This is a genomic window from Paenibacillus sp. TC-CSREp1, assembly GCF_050171015.1.
Taxonomy (GTDB): Bacteria; Bacillota; Bacilli; order Paenibacillales; family Paenibacillaceae; genus Paenibacillus; species Paenibacillus silvae.
Genome location: NZ_JBNOKM010000013.1, coordinates 160,873 through 177,061 on the forward strand (window position 1 = coordinate 160,873; position 16,189 = coordinate 177,061).

The 16,189-nt window shown below is 44.0% G+C and carries 14 protein-coding genes; 3 read left to right on the forward strand and 11 right to left on the reverse strand.

All coding sequences use genetic code 11. The features are described 5' to 3' along the window. Positions 1-85: 85 nt before the first annotated feature. The 5 genes from ACQSGY_RS20555 to ACQSGY_RS20575 all read right to left on the reverse strand — a co-directional run bounded on the left by ACQSGY_RS20555 (position 86) and on the right by ACQSGY_RS20575 (position 6,423). Positions 86-2,455 carry an S-layer homology domain-containing protein gene (locus tag ACQSGY_RS20555; RefSeq protein ID WP_427180343.1) on the reverse strand — a complete coding sequence of 790 codons (2,370 nt, stop codon included), beginning with the start codon at positions 2,453-2,455 and terminating at the stop codon, positions 86-88. A gap of 22 nt (positions 2,456-2,477) precedes the next feature. Then, positions 2,478-3,977, reverse strand: a complete 1,500-nt coding sequence (locus tag ACQSGY_RS20560; RefSeq protein WP_427180344.1) for a dockerin type I domain-containing protein — start codon at positions 3,975-3,977, stop codon at positions 2,478-2,480. A gap of 194 nt (positions 3,978-4,171) precedes the next feature. After that, positions 4,172-4,996, reverse strand: coding sequence for a sugar phosphate isomerase/epimerase family protein (locus tag ACQSGY_RS20565; protein ID WP_427180346.1), 825 nt, complete (start codon positions 4,994-4,996; stop codon positions 4,172-4,174). A gap of 81 nt (positions 4,997-5,077) precedes the next feature. Beyond that, on the reverse strand, positions 5,078-5,410 hold the full coding sequence (locus ACQSGY_RS20570) for a GRAM domain-containing protein (RefSeq protein WP_427180347.1): 333 nt from the start codon (positions 5,408-5,410) through the stop codon (positions 5,078-5,080). A 194-nt stretch (positions 5,411-5,604) separates the two neighbouring features. After that, the gene (locus ACQSGY_RS20575) at positions 5,605-6,423 is read right to left on the reverse strand and encodes a purine-nucleoside phosphorylase (protein ID WP_145406157.1); all 819 of its coding nucleotides are present in this window, start codon (positions 6,421-6,423) and stop codon (positions 5,605-5,607) included. A gap of 453 nt (positions 6,424-6,876) precedes the next feature. Between ACQSGY_RS20575 and ACQSGY_RS20580 the strand changes: the two genes are divergently transcribed. The 3 genes from ACQSGY_RS20580 (at position 6,877) to ACQSGY_RS20590 (ending at position 8,779) form a co-directional block, all read left to right on the forward strand. After that, on the forward strand, positions 6,877-7,593 hold the full coding sequence (locus ACQSGY_RS20580; RefSeq protein WP_427180349.1) for a phosphodiester glycosidase family protein: 717 nt from the start codon (positions 6,877-6,879) through the stop codon (positions 7,591-7,593). A gap of 412 nt (positions 7,594-8,005) precedes the next feature. Further along, a complete protein-coding gene (locus ACQSGY_RS20585) occupies positions 8,006-8,140 on the forward strand; it encodes a helix-turn-helix domain-containing protein (RefSeq protein WP_427180351.1) in 135 nt (44 codons plus the stop codon). A 333-nt stretch (positions 8,141-8,473) separates the two neighbouring features. Further along, positions 8,474-8,779, forward strand: a complete 306-nt coding sequence (locus ACQSGY_RS20590; RefSeq protein WP_427180456.1) for a DDE-type integrase/transposase/recombinase — start codon at positions 8,474-8,476, stop codon at positions 8,777-8,779. A gap of 227 nt (positions 8,780-9,006) precedes the next feature. Here the strand turns inward: ACQSGY_RS20590 and ACQSGY_RS20595 are convergent, their stop codons facing one another. The 6 genes from ACQSGY_RS20595 to ACQSGY_RS20620 all read right to left on the reverse strand — a co-directional run bounded on the left by ACQSGY_RS20595 (position 9,007) and on the right by ACQSGY_RS20620 (position 16,183). Then, positions 9,007-9,417, reverse strand: a complete 411-nt coding sequence (locus ACQSGY_RS20595) for a hypothetical protein (RefSeq protein ID WP_427180353.1) — start codon at positions 9,415-9,417, stop codon at positions 9,007-9,009. Between the two features lie 235 nt (positions 9,418-9,652). After that, positions 9,653-10,030 carry an RNA polymerase sigma factor gene (locus ACQSGY_RS20600; RefSeq protein WP_427180356.1) on the reverse strand — a complete coding sequence of 126 codons (378 nt, stop codon included), beginning with the start codon at positions 10,028-10,030 and terminating at the stop codon, positions 9,653-9,655. Positions 10,031-10,833: 803 nt separating this feature from the next. Continuing rightward, a complete protein-coding gene (locus tag ACQSGY_RS20605) occupies positions 10,834-11,736 on the reverse strand; it encodes a carbohydrate ABC transporter permease (protein ID WP_111270753.1) in 903 nt (300 codons plus the stop codon). A gap of 13 nt (positions 11,737-11,749) precedes the next feature. Then, positions 11,750-12,715 (reverse strand): ABC transporter permease, encoded by a 966-nt coding sequence (locus tag ACQSGY_RS20610; RefSeq protein WP_111270754.1) that lies wholly within the window; start codon positions 12,713-12,715, stop codon positions 11,750-11,752. Between the two features lie 112 nt (positions 12,716-12,827). Further along, a complete protein-coding gene (locus tag ACQSGY_RS20615) occupies positions 12,828-14,486 on the reverse strand; it encodes an ABC transporter substrate-binding protein (RefSeq protein ID WP_426333220.1) in 1,659 nt (552 codons plus the stop codon). A gap of 143 nt (positions 14,487-14,629) precedes the next feature. After that, complete coding sequence (locus ACQSGY_RS20620) at positions 14,630-16,183, reverse strand: response regulator transcription factor (RefSeq protein WP_427180357.1); 1,554 nt, start codon at positions 16,181-16,183, stop codon at positions 14,630-14,632. Positions 16,184-16,189: the final 6 nt, after the last annotated feature.

Below are 16,189 nucleotides of genomic sequence, written 5' to 3' on the forward strand. Positions count from 1 at the left end.
TCCGAGGATGCCTTCAAAGTATCTTCCGTCATAATAGACTTATCTGCCATGGATGAACAGACTGAGAGAATCGGCAAGCTTCAAGCTAATTTTGGGACGCAGCCTGGATTGCTCCATACGCCCAGTGACTGGCAGGGACATCCTTCCACATCGGAGAACTCTCCGCAGCCGCTTCAATGTTTAACAAACGATTCAACATGGTCACAGTTTCTGCCCGTGTAACGGCATCGTCTGGACGGAACTTGCCTTGCTCTGACACACTCATAATACCCGAGGCTAATACGTGCTGCACCGCCTCTTTAGCCCAATGCTGTGTAATGTCAGAAGCAGCATCGATTGCACCGGAAGTTTCGGTTATTCCGGTTGTTTCCTTTTTCAGAACTCGATCAATAATTACTGCCATCTCGGCACGTGTGATAGAACGCCCCGGAGAGAAAAAGCCGTTGGTATTACCGTTCATTAAGCCAGCTTGTGAAACCTTGGTGATGGCATCACTAGCCCAGTTAGCAGAAGGCATATCCTTATAAGAAGCAACGGGGATTTGCCCACTGCTGCCAGGCAGGAGCACACGAGATAAAAGGGCGGCCATTTCGGCACGCTGCACGGTCTGATTAGGTCTGAACGTACCATCCGCATACCCTTGAATATAAGAGGTTGATTTCGAATTATTAATATGGACAATCGAAAATGTACTGAACTTGGTAACTTCAAACTCTATCCCTGGTTGATCTGTTCCATTAAATTTGACGATTTTACCCTTAACCAGTTCTTTGGTTCCATCACTATGTTCAATAAACACTTGCAGCTTGTCCAGTTCCTTTGGTGTCAGATTCGGTTCTGTGATTGGCAGTACAACAGTCACCGGACGACTACTCATATTGGTTTCAATCATCATTGGACGACCCAGAAGACGGAAGTCAGCTGTATTCGTTAATTGTTGGAATAGCAATGGATCGTTCTGAATACGCTGCTTCACCACTTCACGCCCTGCGGTATCCTTGATCGGCACAAGGTGGAAGAATACATCCGATCCTAGTCCCTGTAAAGAACTCGCCGGAAGCTGCAATGATGCATGATCCGTTTCGATATACAGATTCATCTTCTCATCGGCCATCAATGTGGTAGACTTGGCAGGAAGCTTCACGTTCAGTTCGGACACCTCGTTTTTTGCATCCGGAATCAGAATTCGAGCAATATTTGAGCCCGCCTGCTTCAAACTCTGAATCGCTCGTGAAATCTGTTCAGCTGTCAGGTTCACCTCATCCTTTTTACGCCCATCTGCTCCAGTTGTTCTTTCGATAGTCGTTGCCGAAACAATGGCACCCATATTCCGTTCGTTAGTCACATTCACCGTGATTTTCTCAGGAGTGCTTGCAGATGGTGATGTTGTTGTGGAACCCGAGGACGAAGTTCCCGAGCTGGATGAACCTGGATTGGTTGGCGTTGTTGGTGTTGTTGGTGTAACCGGAGCGGCAACAACTGTAATACTGCCCGGTACAAACTGCTTGTTCATTTCAATGGCATCGACATCCGTCACCGTAAAATGTTCAGGCATAGTTGCATCAATGATCTGTATCGGATACTCTCCTGCCGCAGCACCAGAGGCGATTGTGAATTCAATCTTGAACAGTGTCTGCGGCTCCTCGGATACTGGAACAGGACTGCGCCCTCCGTCCTCATCACTCCAGCCCACGATGAGCGATCCTGTTTCATTGTTCACGTTGTGCTGTACTCCCGATCGAATACCTGTTACATTCATCACCTTGAGGGCAGCAGGATTGAACTTTAAGCGTATCCCGTAAGAACCGATCGGCTGATCCAGCGACACGGTATCAACGGGCAGGGTTACCTTGTCACCTGGTTTTCCCTGTCTAGATCCGATGTAGACAACCGCGTTACCGACCGTTTTCTCCCCTGCCAGCACAGTAACTTGTCCGTTTTCTCCAGTTGCCTGAAGCGGGTCAACTTCTTCTACCAGTGCGCCTGTATGCAGAGTTACTGAACTAGGACCAACAGCTGCACTTTCCTTAATTTTAAAATGAAGAGAATACAGCGGCGTAGATTCATCAATGAATTGCAGCGTTGTCATCATAATCTTAATGATGCCCGCAGTAGACTTATCTTTGGTCAGGCTAATTCCTTGATAGTTTGCATAGGCCTGGGTGTTCACAACCTCATCCCCATCCACAAGTTCAAGCACTGCCGGGTCATAGGCAAAGGACAGTTCAGAGTGATAGAAAGAATAATTCATCCCCTTTGAATCATAGGATACGGGCACTTCGATGATGTCTCCCTCTTTTCCGGATACATCTCCAATATGAATTACGGGATCTACACTGGCCTGTGCCTGAGGAAGCCATGAGAAAATCATGGACACCATAAGCAGCATAGCCAAGAGCGATTTTACGGAACGTTTGTATTTTGCTAAAAAAAGATATCCTTTAATGTTTTGCAAACTATTCACCCCTTCCCAGGTTTTATGAATTGATCCCCAAGTAAATGCCCATAATCAGGGCTGTATCGTTAGCATCAAGTACACCATCATCATTCATGTCCAACACTTCAATCTGATCTGGTGTTAACGTAATCAATCCTTTGATGTATTTATTGACTAACAAGGCATCTGCCGGGGTAATTACGCCATCTCCATTCGCATCGCCTTTGATCCGAAGCATGATCGTTACATTTGCGTTATCCGAGAACACCGTTCCATTTTTGGCCTGCCATGTAAACGATGTCTTGATTGCCGTAAAAGCTGAAGAAGGAATATAGGTTAAAAAATTTAATTCCGCAACAGAAATAATCTGGTCCTTCACAACGTCCGTACCATGCAACTGTAATTTACCGCTGTCTGGAAGAGACGTGATGCGAATATCCGTCATCGGCTGGTCCTCAGAATCGGCATAGTTACTGGCAAAATCCGTGGTTGTAAATTCTACGGGAAGTCCTTTCTTAACTGTTTTGGAAAATGCACCAGCAGCCGGTTTAGTGGAGGTACCTTGGCTGAGCCCCAAAATACGAGCAGTTGTTCCGTCTGCACTGAATACTACAATCCGATTTCTCGCTGTATCAGCCATGTACACCTCGCCTTCTGGTTCAAAAGCAATTGGATTGCTGATGTCAATAGGATAGGTCTCGTTTCCACTTGCCCAAGTGCTAAGCACAGGAGTATTAGGATAAACATACCCTTCGTAACCAGTGCTCATAATTTTATTCTCGCTCACAACGTATAAATGTTTGTTTGTTAAATCCAGTGTCAGATCTCCAAGCTTGTCAGTTGAATTTTGTATACTAACCAAAGGGTAGAGAAAAACTCCATTAGCATAGGAATACCAGGTATTTTGTCCAGTCTCGTTCGTACCGGAGATTACACTGGAATACTCTTTCAAATCACCTATGCTTCCCCCGCCTGAATTGTCCAGGTGGCCATAGGCAAATGTAGTGCTTTTCTGTGTAACATTATTTTCCACGTTGTTCTCGCTATAGGTTACACCTATCGTTTCTCTGTTGTGCTGCTTGAACCTCAAGACATTTCGAATATACCTTTGCTGCCCGCCTTGGCTAAAATCCATCCAATATTTATTTTTCAATTCGATAGGTGATCCGTTTACTGTACCGTCCGGGTTAAAAATATGCACCTGTAATTGATCACCTGATTCAGCAGCATAGATTAATCCATCGTTTCCCATCGTAACTGCCGTCACATGATTGACCTCCATCGTTGATAGTACTTCGCCTTCCGGTGTAGCCCGAATCACCCGATTATTTCCGCTGTCTGCGATTAGCATCTCTGTTTGACCATCAGACGTCTTGTAAAATTCGATATCTGTAGGTTGGTTTAATGAAATTGAACTTGTTGCAGCAAGTGCCGGTGAAGCTGGATAACTCACGCTTGTAAATAAGGCAATGACGAGTGCAAGCAATAACGTGCACCGTACGTTTTTAGCTCTTCCAGCATTGACATGATAGAATTTCAACCCTTCTCCTCCTTCAAACTTCTGATTACGTTCTGTATTACTATACAAGGACGCTCTTAACAATCACTGAACATGAATCCCAAGCGCAGGAAGGCAGCATAGAACGACAAAAAAACGATTGAAATCAAACGGCTGCTCGTTTGATTCAATCGTTCACTAATAGAACAAAATTCAAATCCTCTTCATAATCTCTCTCAAAATGAAAATACGAGATCGAAGCCTGCCTTCGACTTGGCAAACCGTGACTCCACATCCAATTCGGTTGCAGGTGCCAGTACTTCCTGAGCCACAACATCGTTGTAACCGATAGTCTTCAGATTTTTCAAAAAACCACTCAGATCAATGACACCTTCTCCCGGATAAAGCCGTTCCCCATCCTTCAATTCCTCAATCGGCAAGTCATAGGCATCATTAATGTGCACATGAACCACCTGCTCCCGCTTCAGCTTCAGCAGTTCATTCATCTCCAAACCATTCGTGTGCCAGTGGTAGGAATCCACGAGCAACCCCACATTGGGTGCGTGGATGGTATTGATCCAATCGAGTGTATCCTCTACACGCCATATAAATGGATTTTTCCATTGTGTCCGCAAATGGTGGCATCCAACAAACTCCAGCCCGAGCCGAATTCCGAACGCATCCAGAATATCCGCACATAACCTGAGCCGTTTCGTGGCGGCAGCCATGAACGACGCAGCAGGCTGATCCGTGGAAGGCAAAATGTAGGTGCAACATTTGTTCACGTTCAGTGCAGCAGATGCTTCGGCCATCGCGACCAGATTCGGCAGCCCCTCTCGGAATTGTTCATCGGTTGAGCGCCATTCCACTGGCAAATCCGCAGAGCCAATGATGACTTGATTGCTTTCCAGCAGATGCTGAGCTTGCCCAATGCCATACGTCTGCACGAATGAGAGCGGATTCAAATCTACAGCCCCAAACCCGTACTGAGCAGCAGAAGTAATATACTGTTCATCCGACTCGATGTTGCCCAGTCCCGCTTTGGTTAATCCTCTAATCATAGCGTGTCCCTCCTGGTTGCTGTCTGTCCCTTGCAATCTCTTCCCAAGACAGCAGATCGTTATGTACGTTTGCTTCAAATTCTATCCTGGTATAATATCGTCTGTTCTTTTCGCATAGATAATCTCGCGGATAATTTTGGATCGATTCCATACGATAAACTTAAAAACATGACCCGATTCCAGCGTAATTTTGATACCGTTCGGAATTAATCCCCACGTTTGATGCTTTTCGATCTTGCTCATTCCCCAAAGCTCGATCTGAACCCCGTCGGTCTGAAAATTCAAGCTATGTGGGACAAAAATCAGACGTTGATTGGTCAGGAATAATCTTCCCCCTACACCTTCAAGTCCTCTCAACCAATTCGCATGAATACGCTGGAAAATGACATATTCATCTTGACGCAAATCTTCCATGTTTCCTTGTCTCCTTTATCGCATTCCGTTAAATTCATATTCTGATCATTGCTCTTTTTATTATAGGATGATTCTTCAGATTAAGGAATTTTTTTCTTTCATAAAAACTCAAAACGCATTGCCCACCCAAAGCATGGCTCGGACAATGCGTTTGTTAACACCTGCAATACGATGTGGCTAGATAGAGCTGCTTGTTAAATTTTTTGCAGAATGCCTTTCACCAGTCCAATAAACGTTGTTTTCACTTTCGCTGCGACTTCGATAACCTCATCATGGCTCAGCGGCTGATCCAGAATACCACAAGCCATGTTTGTCAGACAGGAAATACCGAGCACCTTCATGCCGCCGTGAATCGCAACGATTGCTTCTGGTACGGTAGACATACCTACAGCGTCCGCCCCCATCGTGCGGATCATGCGAATCTCCGCAGGAGTTTCATAAGCTGGGCCACTCCACCATGCGTATACACCCTGCTGCAAGCTTACGTTTTGTTCTTCGGCAACCTCCAGAGCGATGCTGCGCAGTTCACGGTTATACACTTGGGATACATCCGGGAAACGTACCCCCAGCTCAGCATTGTTAGGACCCATCAGCGGATTATTGCCAACCAGATTGATATGATCCGTGATCAGCATCAGCTGACCTGGCTCAAAGCTGGTGTTAATCGCGCCGCAGGCGTTAGTGATAATCAGCTTCTCCACGCCAAGTGCTTTCATTATACGAACCGGGAACGTTACTTCGTCCAAAGTGAAGCCTTCATAATAGTGCAGACGGCCTTTCATCGCTACCACGGTCTGTCCCATCAGCTCTCCGATCACAAGTTCATTCGCGTGACCAATGGCCTCGGATTGAGCAAAATAAGGAATATCGGTATATGGAATAACCGTAGCATTTTCAATTTCGTCCGCAAGCGCTCCCAGCCCCGAACCCAGAATCATACCTGTAACGGGTTTGGTATTGATCCGATTTAATATGTAATCACGTGCTTCCTGAATATGTGCTGATTGATGCATAATAAACGTCCTCCTGATAATCTGAATTGATATTACATATAACCTATTTATAAGCGGTACTTATCAAGTGTAATGAACAAAGGCTCGGATGTAAATGGCAGTCCTTATACTCACTTCAATGCAAGGGGTACTCTCCTTCTCATTATCGGGATTTTGTTTGCTCTCTTCCGTTGAGATCTGGAGCATCTGCAATTGTTCCTGTTTCCGTTGCATCCAGCATCGAATAGAAATAGAGTCTATCTATTTCAAAATGGAAGATACTATTTCTGGCGAGGATGCTTAAAAAGAGCACATCTCCTACTAGGGTAATCAGAGAGATGAACCCCAAAATTAAATTTAGGTTTCAAAATCTCCAATAAAAACTCCTTAGTTAGAGAAAGGCGAAGAGGATAAACAGAAGGCCTGGGAGGGCCGTTATCCCTTGCTCCCCGTCTTTACTATATAAAAAGAGGGATGAAAGAAATGGCTGTTAACTATTCTTATTTTGAAAGAAGTGGATATCGTGTAATCAGGACTCATGTAAGTAATATCGTTTCAGAAGTTATTAAAAAACCAGTATGTTCTACAAATAATTATGGTATTAATGGAGGTTTCTTTGCTTCAAACAATTATACTGCACCCCCTACAAGTGGACTTTCAATAAGCTATGACGGTACCACCCAAAACCCTGGTAGCAATGCAGGGGGGACACGAAATCGTGGTACATTTTTCACTTATCTTGATAACGGCGTTACAAAAGCTGGAATTACACGCTGCACTACTATTCCAAACCTGAAACAACAAGTTGGTAATTTACAGTTTAAGACTATTATAGGTGGAGGAAGTTTTCATCTAACTGGATCAAAAGAACAATTCGAAGCAATCCACGAAGAAGAACAGTGGTCTGTACACGCTGGCATTCCTGCTACTCGTCGAGCTGGACTTGGCTTTAAGAACGAAAGTAATGGCGTATATGCATATCTAGTGACCTCAACAGTATGGAAAACTTTATACAATTTACGAGACTTTTTTAAAGATGACCTTGCTTGTAATAATGCTATTTTCTTAGATGGGGACGGTTCCGTCCAAATGCAGGTATATGCTAATGGTGAACTAATTAAAGCAGATGGGACAGATCCGAGCCCGGGAAGATATGTATGGAATATGGTCAAGTTGATTAATAAAAACTAAGGAAAAGCAATAAAAAAAGAAACAAGCCTCTGAACTAAACTGTGAACCGCTCCCATCATAATAGACAGTAGAAAAAACAAAACTTCTACCTCACTCATGATGGGAGTTTTTCTTATGTCCGTTTCTTTAGAACTAAAATTACACATCGTACAGCGATGTCTTGATCACCAAACCAATCCACATGCTGAAGCTAAACATATTGGGGTAAGTCCGAGTTCAGTCAGAGATTGAATCAGAAAATATAAAGCAAATGGATTGAACGGATTAACAAAGTCAAAAAACTGGAAAACGTACTCGAAGGAATTAAGGCATGATGCGATCAGAGAGGGAAAGGACGATCTCCTATGAACAAAGGATGTAAAACGACGCTTGAAGAACGGATTGAAATTGCATAATTTACACTTGCCCATGAATGAATTATGTGAAAGCTATGGAGAAGTTTGGAGTGTCCTATCAGCAAATTTATGCATGGGTTCGCAAGTATCAAGAGGGGCAAGAAGGTGCTCTCCAGGATGGGCGGGGACGTAAAAGCCTGAAGAAGAGTTGAGCGAGCGAGAACGATTAAGCCACGGATTAAAGAACTGGAAGCACGAAATGAATACCTGAAGATGGAGAATGCCTTTGCAATAAAGTTGGCAGAGATCGAGCAACGCAAACCACGTTAACTCTGGTCAGGCATGTAGATTATCGGTATCCAGCGATACAAGAGTTGCACGATGAAAAAGGATACGCGGTTGCGCATTATGCGCATGTGCTGGTGTGGCTCGATCTGCCTATTACAAATGGTTAGCGTGGACACCTTCTGCCAGAGAACGGAAAGGATACATGCTGGCGAAAGAAGTGAAGCGCCGCTATGACAAGCAAGATGGCAGAAAATAAAATGAATCGGGACTTTAACGCCGCTGCTCCGAATGTCAAAAGGTCTACGGATATGACAGAAATAAAGTATGGAAATGGGCTTGAGGCTTACTTAAGTGCCATTATGGATGTATACGATAACACGATTGTTTCATGGGTATGCAGTCATTCCAATAACAAACTTGTGATAGATACGTTGAACAAGGCTTATGCTAAGAATCTAGGTGTATCCCCCATGTTACAATGCGACAGAGGTTTTCAGTACACGTCTCATAAATATGCATGTCTCCAACGGAAGTACGGATTTACGAAGAGCATGTACGTATAAGTCGTTGTTTGGATAACCAACCCATTGAACGTTTTTGGAGTACATATAAGTCAGAAAGTTATTATCTGAAACGTTTAGGCGGCTTATCTCCGAATGATACCCCAGGACCAATAACAAAAATACCTTAGCACATGATCTGAGCTAAGGTACCTAACCAACCTATTTTTTGTTTTTTTTGACTGCCTACTTGTCGGGGAGCGGTTCACAGTTTAAACAAGGCTTGTTTTTTATTTTATAGTTAGCTCATAAATCTCAAATAGATGATTATTTGCTTGTCTAGTCCAACTCTCAATTTTATCTCCCACTTTAACATCTTTAAATTCAGCTTCTACTCGCATTTCACTGAACTTTGCTTCTGGTTTATAATATTCATCCGAGGTTAAATAGAATCTAGAGTTTTTGGTTACATTTAAATATTCACCATTATCCAGTAGAATGGAGTTAAGAACTAGATCTCCGTCCACTTTACTATTTTGCTCTTTTATATCAACAATGGTGCCTGTGTAATATTGCTGTTCCTTTGATGGTGAAGACCACCCCTTCATATAATCCGAAAAGAAAACGAGATAGCTAGTTACCAAAAGCACAACAACAATGCTACTTATTACGACCAAGGACCACTTTTTTTTAGTGTTCAAATTCTTCATCCTTCCTTAATTTACTTACAATATATAGACGCTTATTCTTATAAAAGGTTACAAAAAAGAGCTATGGATAAATATATCCATAGTTCCTTATCTTAATTGATGTTGACTGGACAATTTATAATAAACTCGATCAATTTAAGCTTCAAACTCTGCATAGTATCTTCTCCAGGCATTCTAACTATTTCTGCTTAGCGCTCCATCTCAGGATGATACAGTTCTAGTATCTTTAAGATCGCATTGTCTTCTCCAGCTTTAGCTTGGTAGAGTAGTTGGATGAAATCTTCTTCCGAAGGGCCTCCAATGTTTTTCTTTTCCATTTATTAACCCCCTGAACACTAATATTCATCTCTTCTGATACTTCCCGAGTACTTTTATCCTCTACATAGAGTGAATGTATTATCTTTCTTCCGCTATCGTTATCTATCAAATTTAGTATGTATTCAACATTTAGTTCATCAATAATCTCATCTTCGAAGGATTCTTGCCTTGTAAAATCAAAGGTAAATGGGTATTGCTTTGCAGCTTTCCTACTGTAATACTGGAGTCTCCATGCCATTCTCTTGAGTTCAACATTGATGATATCTTTGATCTGTGGTTCGTTCATTAGATTATTCCCCTCTCGTTATGAAGAATTTTAATGTTCTCTAATTACTAGGAACTTCAATTTGGAAATTTGAAACCATTCTCATAAAAAAAACAGGAACATAAGTTCCTGTTTAAGCATTTTACCTTCTTTTAAGTCAAAGTTAAAGTACTTTTATGTTAATTTTATTAATTATTTTCAAATTGTTGGTAATGATCCACTTTCTCTTTGTTGAAGCTGATTTCTCTAAATTTAAAAGAGAATACGATCGTGTTTTATTCCATGTCTCATAAAAGAGCAAACGAGAATTATAAAATTATACACCAAATAGCCGATCCTCTACTAGAATCGGCTACATGCTCCCATATACTAATTCAATGTATGATTTCCTCTGCTTTTGTACCAGTCCATCCCCAACATCAGCATGAGCATAAAGAGTGCAAATAGCACCGGCCTACCGATCATTCCCTCTCCAAAAATAAAATAAGCCATCGCGAAATTTGCACTAAACGTTAACGCCATATTTCGGATATTTTCCATCTTATTCAACTCCATCTTGAATTGGTACATCGAACCTACTAACTTCAATGGATTATGGATACTTCGCGGCATGTTCACCAATGGTATATCATATGGCATATTCACCCTTTACACCTCAACATCTATTACAAATTATAACATATACTTCAAATGATTAGATGTATTTTCTTCTAATCTTGCTGATACTTACGTATACCAAAAAAGTCGACCACACTGGGCCGACTTCTCTACTTACAACCATAATTCGCTACCTAAAAATGATACCGCATCGTTTCTGCTTCTTACTATTCCTTCACACTACCCAGCTGCAGACCGTGTACAAAATATTTCTGCAAGAACGGATACACAACCAGAATTGGCAAGGCTGCAACAATCGTAATCGCTGCCCGGATCGATATCGGTGTTACCAGGTTACGTGCCTGACCCATGTCCGCTCCACTTGAAACGGATGCACTGCTGTTGGTGTTCATAGACGAGGAGAGCAGTTTCATCAACTCGTACTGCAGTGTACTCAGGTTTTGCTTGGAAGACGCGTACAAGAATGTATCAAACCAGGAGTTCCATTGGCCTACCGCAATAAACAGTGCTACAGTTGCCAACACCGGTTGACAGAGCGGCAGGATGATGGACATAAACGTTCTGAAATCGCCTGCGCCATCAATCTTGGCGGACTCAATCAATCCTTCAGGCAGCGTCTGGATATACGTACGAATAACGATCATGTTAAATGCACTGATCAGTCCCGGAATGATATATACCAGGAAGTTGTTAAGCAAGTGCAGGTCCTTGATCAGAAAGTAAGTTGGGATCAGACCAGCACTGAAATACATCGTCATAACCACGATAATGGTAATTGGTTTGCGCAGGATATAATCTTTACGGCTGAGCGTATACGCCAGCATGGATGTCAGGAACAGACTGAGTACCGTACCCAGTACAGTTCTTGCAACGGAAACCCAAAAAGCTGCAAATATCGTTCCGCCTGCAAATACAGCTTTATAGTTTTGAGTGGTCCATTCCCTAGGTAACAGGTAGATTCCACCGCGAATGGTATCATTACCCGCGTTAAATGATATAGCCAGTGTATTCAAAAACGGGTACAAGGTCACTACTGCAATAAAGATCATCAGCAAGCCGTTAAATGTATGGAAGACAATCGGCTCAACCCGAGATTTGTTTATTCCCATCGATGTGTCCTCCTCATATTAATCGGTCTTCGCCGAATCGTTTGGATATAGAGTTCGCTGCAAATATTAGCGTGATACTGACCACCGTTTTGAATATACCTGCCGCAGTGGCGAGTGAATAGTTACCGATCTGCAGACCGTATTTCAAGACAAAGATATCAATTGTTTGAGACCAGTCAACCACAACACCATTACCTAGCAAATACTGTACTTCGAATCCGGCTTCCAGAATCCATCCCATGTTCATAATGAGCAAAATAATAACGATGGACTTGATACCTGGCAGGGTTACATACAGCATCTTCTGATAACGGTTAGCTCCATCAATCTCTGCTGCTTCATACAGCGAAGGGTCGATCGAGGTGATCGCTGCCAGATAGATGATCGCATTCCAGCCGACCTCTTTCCAGACGTGCGACGCACCGACAATTCCCCAGAAATACTCTGGAACACTAAGCCACATAATCGGTTCATTGATGAATCCAAGCTTCATCAGCACCACGTTCACGATCCCGCCGTCTACCGATAACGAGCTGGCTACAATACCCGTAACGATGATCCAGGACAGAAAGTGAGGCAGATACGAAATCGTTTGAATCGTACGTTTGTACAGCTTGTTCTTGATTTCATTCAGCAAAATCGCAAAAACAATGGCTGTTACAAAGCCAAGGATCATGTTAATCAAACTCATCGCGATCGTATTGCGAAGTACGTTCAGAAACGCGTCGTCCGTAAGCAGAAATTTGAAATGCTTAAGTCCGACCCACTCCTGCTGCGAAAATTTCTTCGCTGGACTGTAATTCTGGAATGCCATCACCCAGCCCCAGATCGGATAATACGAGAAAACCAGAATATAAGCAACAATGGGCAGAGACATAAACATCAGTTGTTTTTGACTGCGCAGGCGCTTCATAAGAGGCGTCTTGGTCACTATGGTTGGAGCGGATTTATCCTGTATAGCTCCTGGCGTGTTCGCCATCTTTCACTCCTCCTATCAACTTACAGCGGTACTCGGGGATCGATTGTTCAGAAGGCACAGGAGCAGTTGCTGCGGCCTATGCCTTCCAAAGCAATCCTTCGGTCGCTTTTATTTATTTCACGGTCCAGTTCTGAATCCGCCATTGCAATTGCTCATTGATTCGGTCTTCATACGCCTTCACATTAATTTTCTTGTAAGCATCCACATACTCGCTCCAGATGGAGTCGAATTCATTTGCTTTTGACATAATCGCTCTAGGCAAATATTTCAAGGATGTATCTGTCATTTGTTTGTTGGCTACCGAAGCATCGGAGCCTTCCTTCAGATCCACTTGCCAAGCTGGATAATACACTGGGTTCTCTGGTGCAGGAGAGAAGAAGTCACTCCATGTTTTGAAACCATAGGCATCCAGAAGCTCTTTATCCTCAGCTTTCAGGCTGTCGTAGAATTCCTCAGGCTGATTGGTTGCACCAATAGCGTTGCCATCCGAGAATGTACCTTCCATTTTCGGTGCTGCACCATAGAAGCCTTCTGCTTTGTTAGCCAGCTTCCATGCCGGATCTTCCTGTTGAGTACGTTGTTCAGGTGTACGATAGAATCTGCCTTCCTCGTTGACCATGTAATCTACGCCCTCTTCACCCCAGGACAACAGCTTCTGATACTTTTCATCCATCAGTGCATCGAGGAACTTCAGGATAGCTACAGGGTCTTTTGCATCTTTACTGATACCAAAACCGTTGTTCAAGTTGATAACCGGACGATCCAGGTAATGATCCTTGATGCTTGTGTCATATACTAGCGGGAAGCCTACGTACGTTTGACCGATTTTGTTCTGAGCTACGAGTGTATCTTCACCTTGCTGGAAGTTCCAGTGCTGGTCAAACATACCGACCACGCGTCCAGAAGAGATTTTAGCCAAGTACTGGTCATAGTTTTGAACGAAAGCTTCTTTGTCCAGCAATCCATCATTATAGAGACCGTTCAGCTCTTTATAATAACGTTTGGAAATATCTTTATCCGCGAATACGCTTGCAACACCATTATCATCAACGACAACGCCGCCGTCATTCGGATGACCTGTCAAGTGCTCAGGCGGGTTGAGGAGCGGGAAGGTTCTCCAGTCGGAAGCCAGTGTTGTAAAACCAATCGTCGGTTGACCATCTTCTGTTGTAGGATGCTTGGCAGTGTAATCACGAATCAGCTTCATGTAATCATCAAGCGTTTTCGGAGTTGGATAACCAGCCTCTTTCAGCACCTGTTTCTGAATCCAGAACGCAGGGCCGGAATAATAGTTACTGATGAACTCACCCGTGTATACGCCGTAGTTCGGCAGCCAATAAATATGACCGTCACTGGAATCCTTCATTCGCTCCCAATCTTTTGCATAGTGCTTTTTAAGGTTTGGAGCATGCTCCTCAATCAGATCCTCCAGCGGAATAACCGCACCGGCCGCAACCAGCTTGGTATCTGCTGTAATCAGGTCAGGATAATCTCCTCCTGCAACCATAACCCCCAGCTTTTGCTGCAAGTCACCTACGAGAAACTCCATGTTCAGTTTGACGCCGAGCTCATCTTCGATCTTTTTGTAGATGCGGTTATCCGCTGCCGGTGCCTGATTTGGTGTTCCGATAAAAGCCGAGATGTTTAATACTTCCTTGCCATCGGGTGTCGTCGTTTTGGCCTCTTCACCGCTACATCCTGCAAGTGCCAGAGTTAATGCCATAACGAGAGAAACGGAACCCCAAAGTTTCTTTTTCTTCAATCCCCCCATGTATTGCGCCTCCTTGGAAGTGGTTTGCCTTACTGTCTTTATTATGAGGAAATGTATGCGGTTACAAAATAAACAGATTTAAGCATCTGCCCCCCTTAATTTCAGGAGGTAAAAAACCAGCTCATACCCCCGTCAAGTGCTCTTCAATGAGCAAACTTCAGACGATATTCCGCCGGTTTCAACCCTGTTCTTCGCTCAAACTGCTTCAAAAAATGCTGGTAACTCTTATATCCGACCTGCTCTGCGATTGCACATGAGGCTATGTCCGATGCTTCAAGCAGCCTTATCGCTTCCTCGATCCGCAGATCATGCACCATGTCCAGCACCCCTTTACCATACTTGCGCATAAAAGACTGCCCGAGGTGCACCGGATGCATATAAAAGCGTTCTGCCAGCTCCTTGATTGTAAAAGTTTCTCTGAAATGCTCCTGCAAGTATTCAGCCACCATTGCCTGTGTCCCGCCGAGCTGCTTTTGACGAAGAGAGCTTGCCAGTGCCCGGCACTTTAAGCAAAACGACTCCAACATATTGGCAGACTCCTCAATATTCCGATAATCCTGATGCCCAGGATAGATAGCTGTGTTCTTCAGCAGCTCTTTTGGTTCTCCTCCCAGCTCCTTGCACAGGGAGAGCCCCCGAAACAAAATCTGGGTGATGAAGATATGAACCAGTTCAGGAGCCGTCTTATTTTTCACCAATTGGCTGAAGGCTTCTCTGATCGACTGGCTCACCTGTTCTGGCGAACCGTTCTCCACATGCTCCATAATGAGATCCACTTCACGAAGAGACTCCGGGTTAAATATGAGACGTTGCTCCTGAATATCTTCGGCGAACAGCAGATCACCCTCATGCAAAAATAAAAAACGCTCCGCCTGGGCTGCCGTGCTTCTCGACAGAGATAAGTTCTCCAACTGCTGCACAGGCAGACCCGTGGCGAGCTGCACGCCATGTGGCACCACTTCGTTTAAAGCAGATAACAGCCGCGTGGCAAAATCCCGATGATTTCCTTCTTGCAGAGTCTCCCGTTCGGAACTACGTTCCCCCCATACGATGCCGCAGACATCCTGCTCATTCTCCACCACATAACAGCAGTGCTCACGGGTCACAACATCCTGAATCGTAGAACGGATCTGACCCGAATCAGCTCGCTGAAATCTTACTTTGACATATGACCATTGACTGGCCTGCTCCTTCAAACTTGAGATCACATGAGCTGCTGTCTCTCTATTCTCATATTCCTGATCAGTAACGAGCGCGAAGAGAACCTGTCTGATTTCCTGATGTTTGGCCTGTTCACGCATAGACTCGCGCTCATGCTTCTGCTTCAATTCGTGTGCCAGTCGCTCCAGCATATCATCCGCTTCTACCGTATCGACCGGTTTTGTTAAGTAATTGCTCACACCGAGCCTAATTGCCTGCCTTGCATAATTAAAATCGCTGTAACCGCTCGTAATGACAAACATCGTCGAATCATACCCTTGACGACGAGCCTCTTCAATGAGTTCAAGTCCGTTCATCGCGGGCATATGAATATCTGTAACAACCAGATCAGGCTTGCTTGTGCGTATGGCCTCAACAGCCTCTTCACCGTTGGCACATACACCGTTAATTTCGAAGCCGAATTTCCGCCAGTCAATCAAAAGCTGCAGCCCTTCAATTGCAAACGGCTCATCATCAACCAGAAGCACTTTATACATCTCGTT

Excerpts from the sequence above, each read along its gene's own strand:
- ACQSGY_RS20565 (WP_427180346.1), bottom strand. The coding sequence starts at position 4,996 with ATGATTAGAGGATTAACCAAAGCGGGACTGGGCAACATCGAGTCGGAT.
- ACQSGY_RS20570 (WP_427180347.1), bottom strand. The coding sequence starts at position 5,410 with ATGGAAGATTTGCGTCAAGATGAATATGTCATTTTCCAGCGTATTCAT.
- ACQSGY_RS20575 (WP_145406157.1), bottom strand. The coding sequence starts at position 6,423 with ATGCATCAATCAGCACATATTCAGGAAGCACGTGATTACATATTAAAT.
- ACQSGY_RS20580 (WP_427180349.1), top strand. The coding sequence starts at position 6,877 with ATGAAAGAAATGGCTGTTAACTATTCTTATTTTGAAAGAAGTGGATAT.
- ACQSGY_RS20585 (WP_427180351.1), top strand. The coding sequence starts at position 8,006 with ATGAATTATGTGAAAGCTATGGAGAAGTTTGGAGTGTCCTATCAGCAA.
- ACQSGY_RS20590 (WP_427180456.1), top strand. The coding sequence starts at position 8,474 with ATGAATCGGGACTTTAACGCCGCTGCTCCGAATGTCAAAAGGTCTACG.
- ACQSGY_RS20600 (WP_427180356.1), bottom strand. The coding sequence starts at position 10,030 with ATGAACGAACCACAGATCAAAGATATCATCAATGTTGAACTCAAGAGA.
- ACQSGY_RS20605 (WP_111270753.1), bottom strand. The coding sequence starts at position 11,736 with ATGGGAATAAACAAATCTCGGGTTGAGCCGATTGTCTTCCATACATTT.
- ACQSGY_RS20610 (WP_111270754.1), bottom strand. The coding sequence starts at position 12,715 with ATGGCGAACACGCCAGGAGCTATACAGGATAAATCCGCTCCAACCATA.
- ACQSGY_RS20615 (WP_426333220.1), bottom strand. The coding sequence starts at position 14,486 with ATGGGGGGATTGAAGAAAAAGAAACTTTGGGGTTCCGTTTCTCTCGTT.
- ACQSGY_RS20620 (WP_427180357.1), bottom strand. The coding sequence starts at position 16,183 with ATGTATAAAGTGCTTCTGGTTGATGATGAGCCGTTTGCAATTGAAGGG.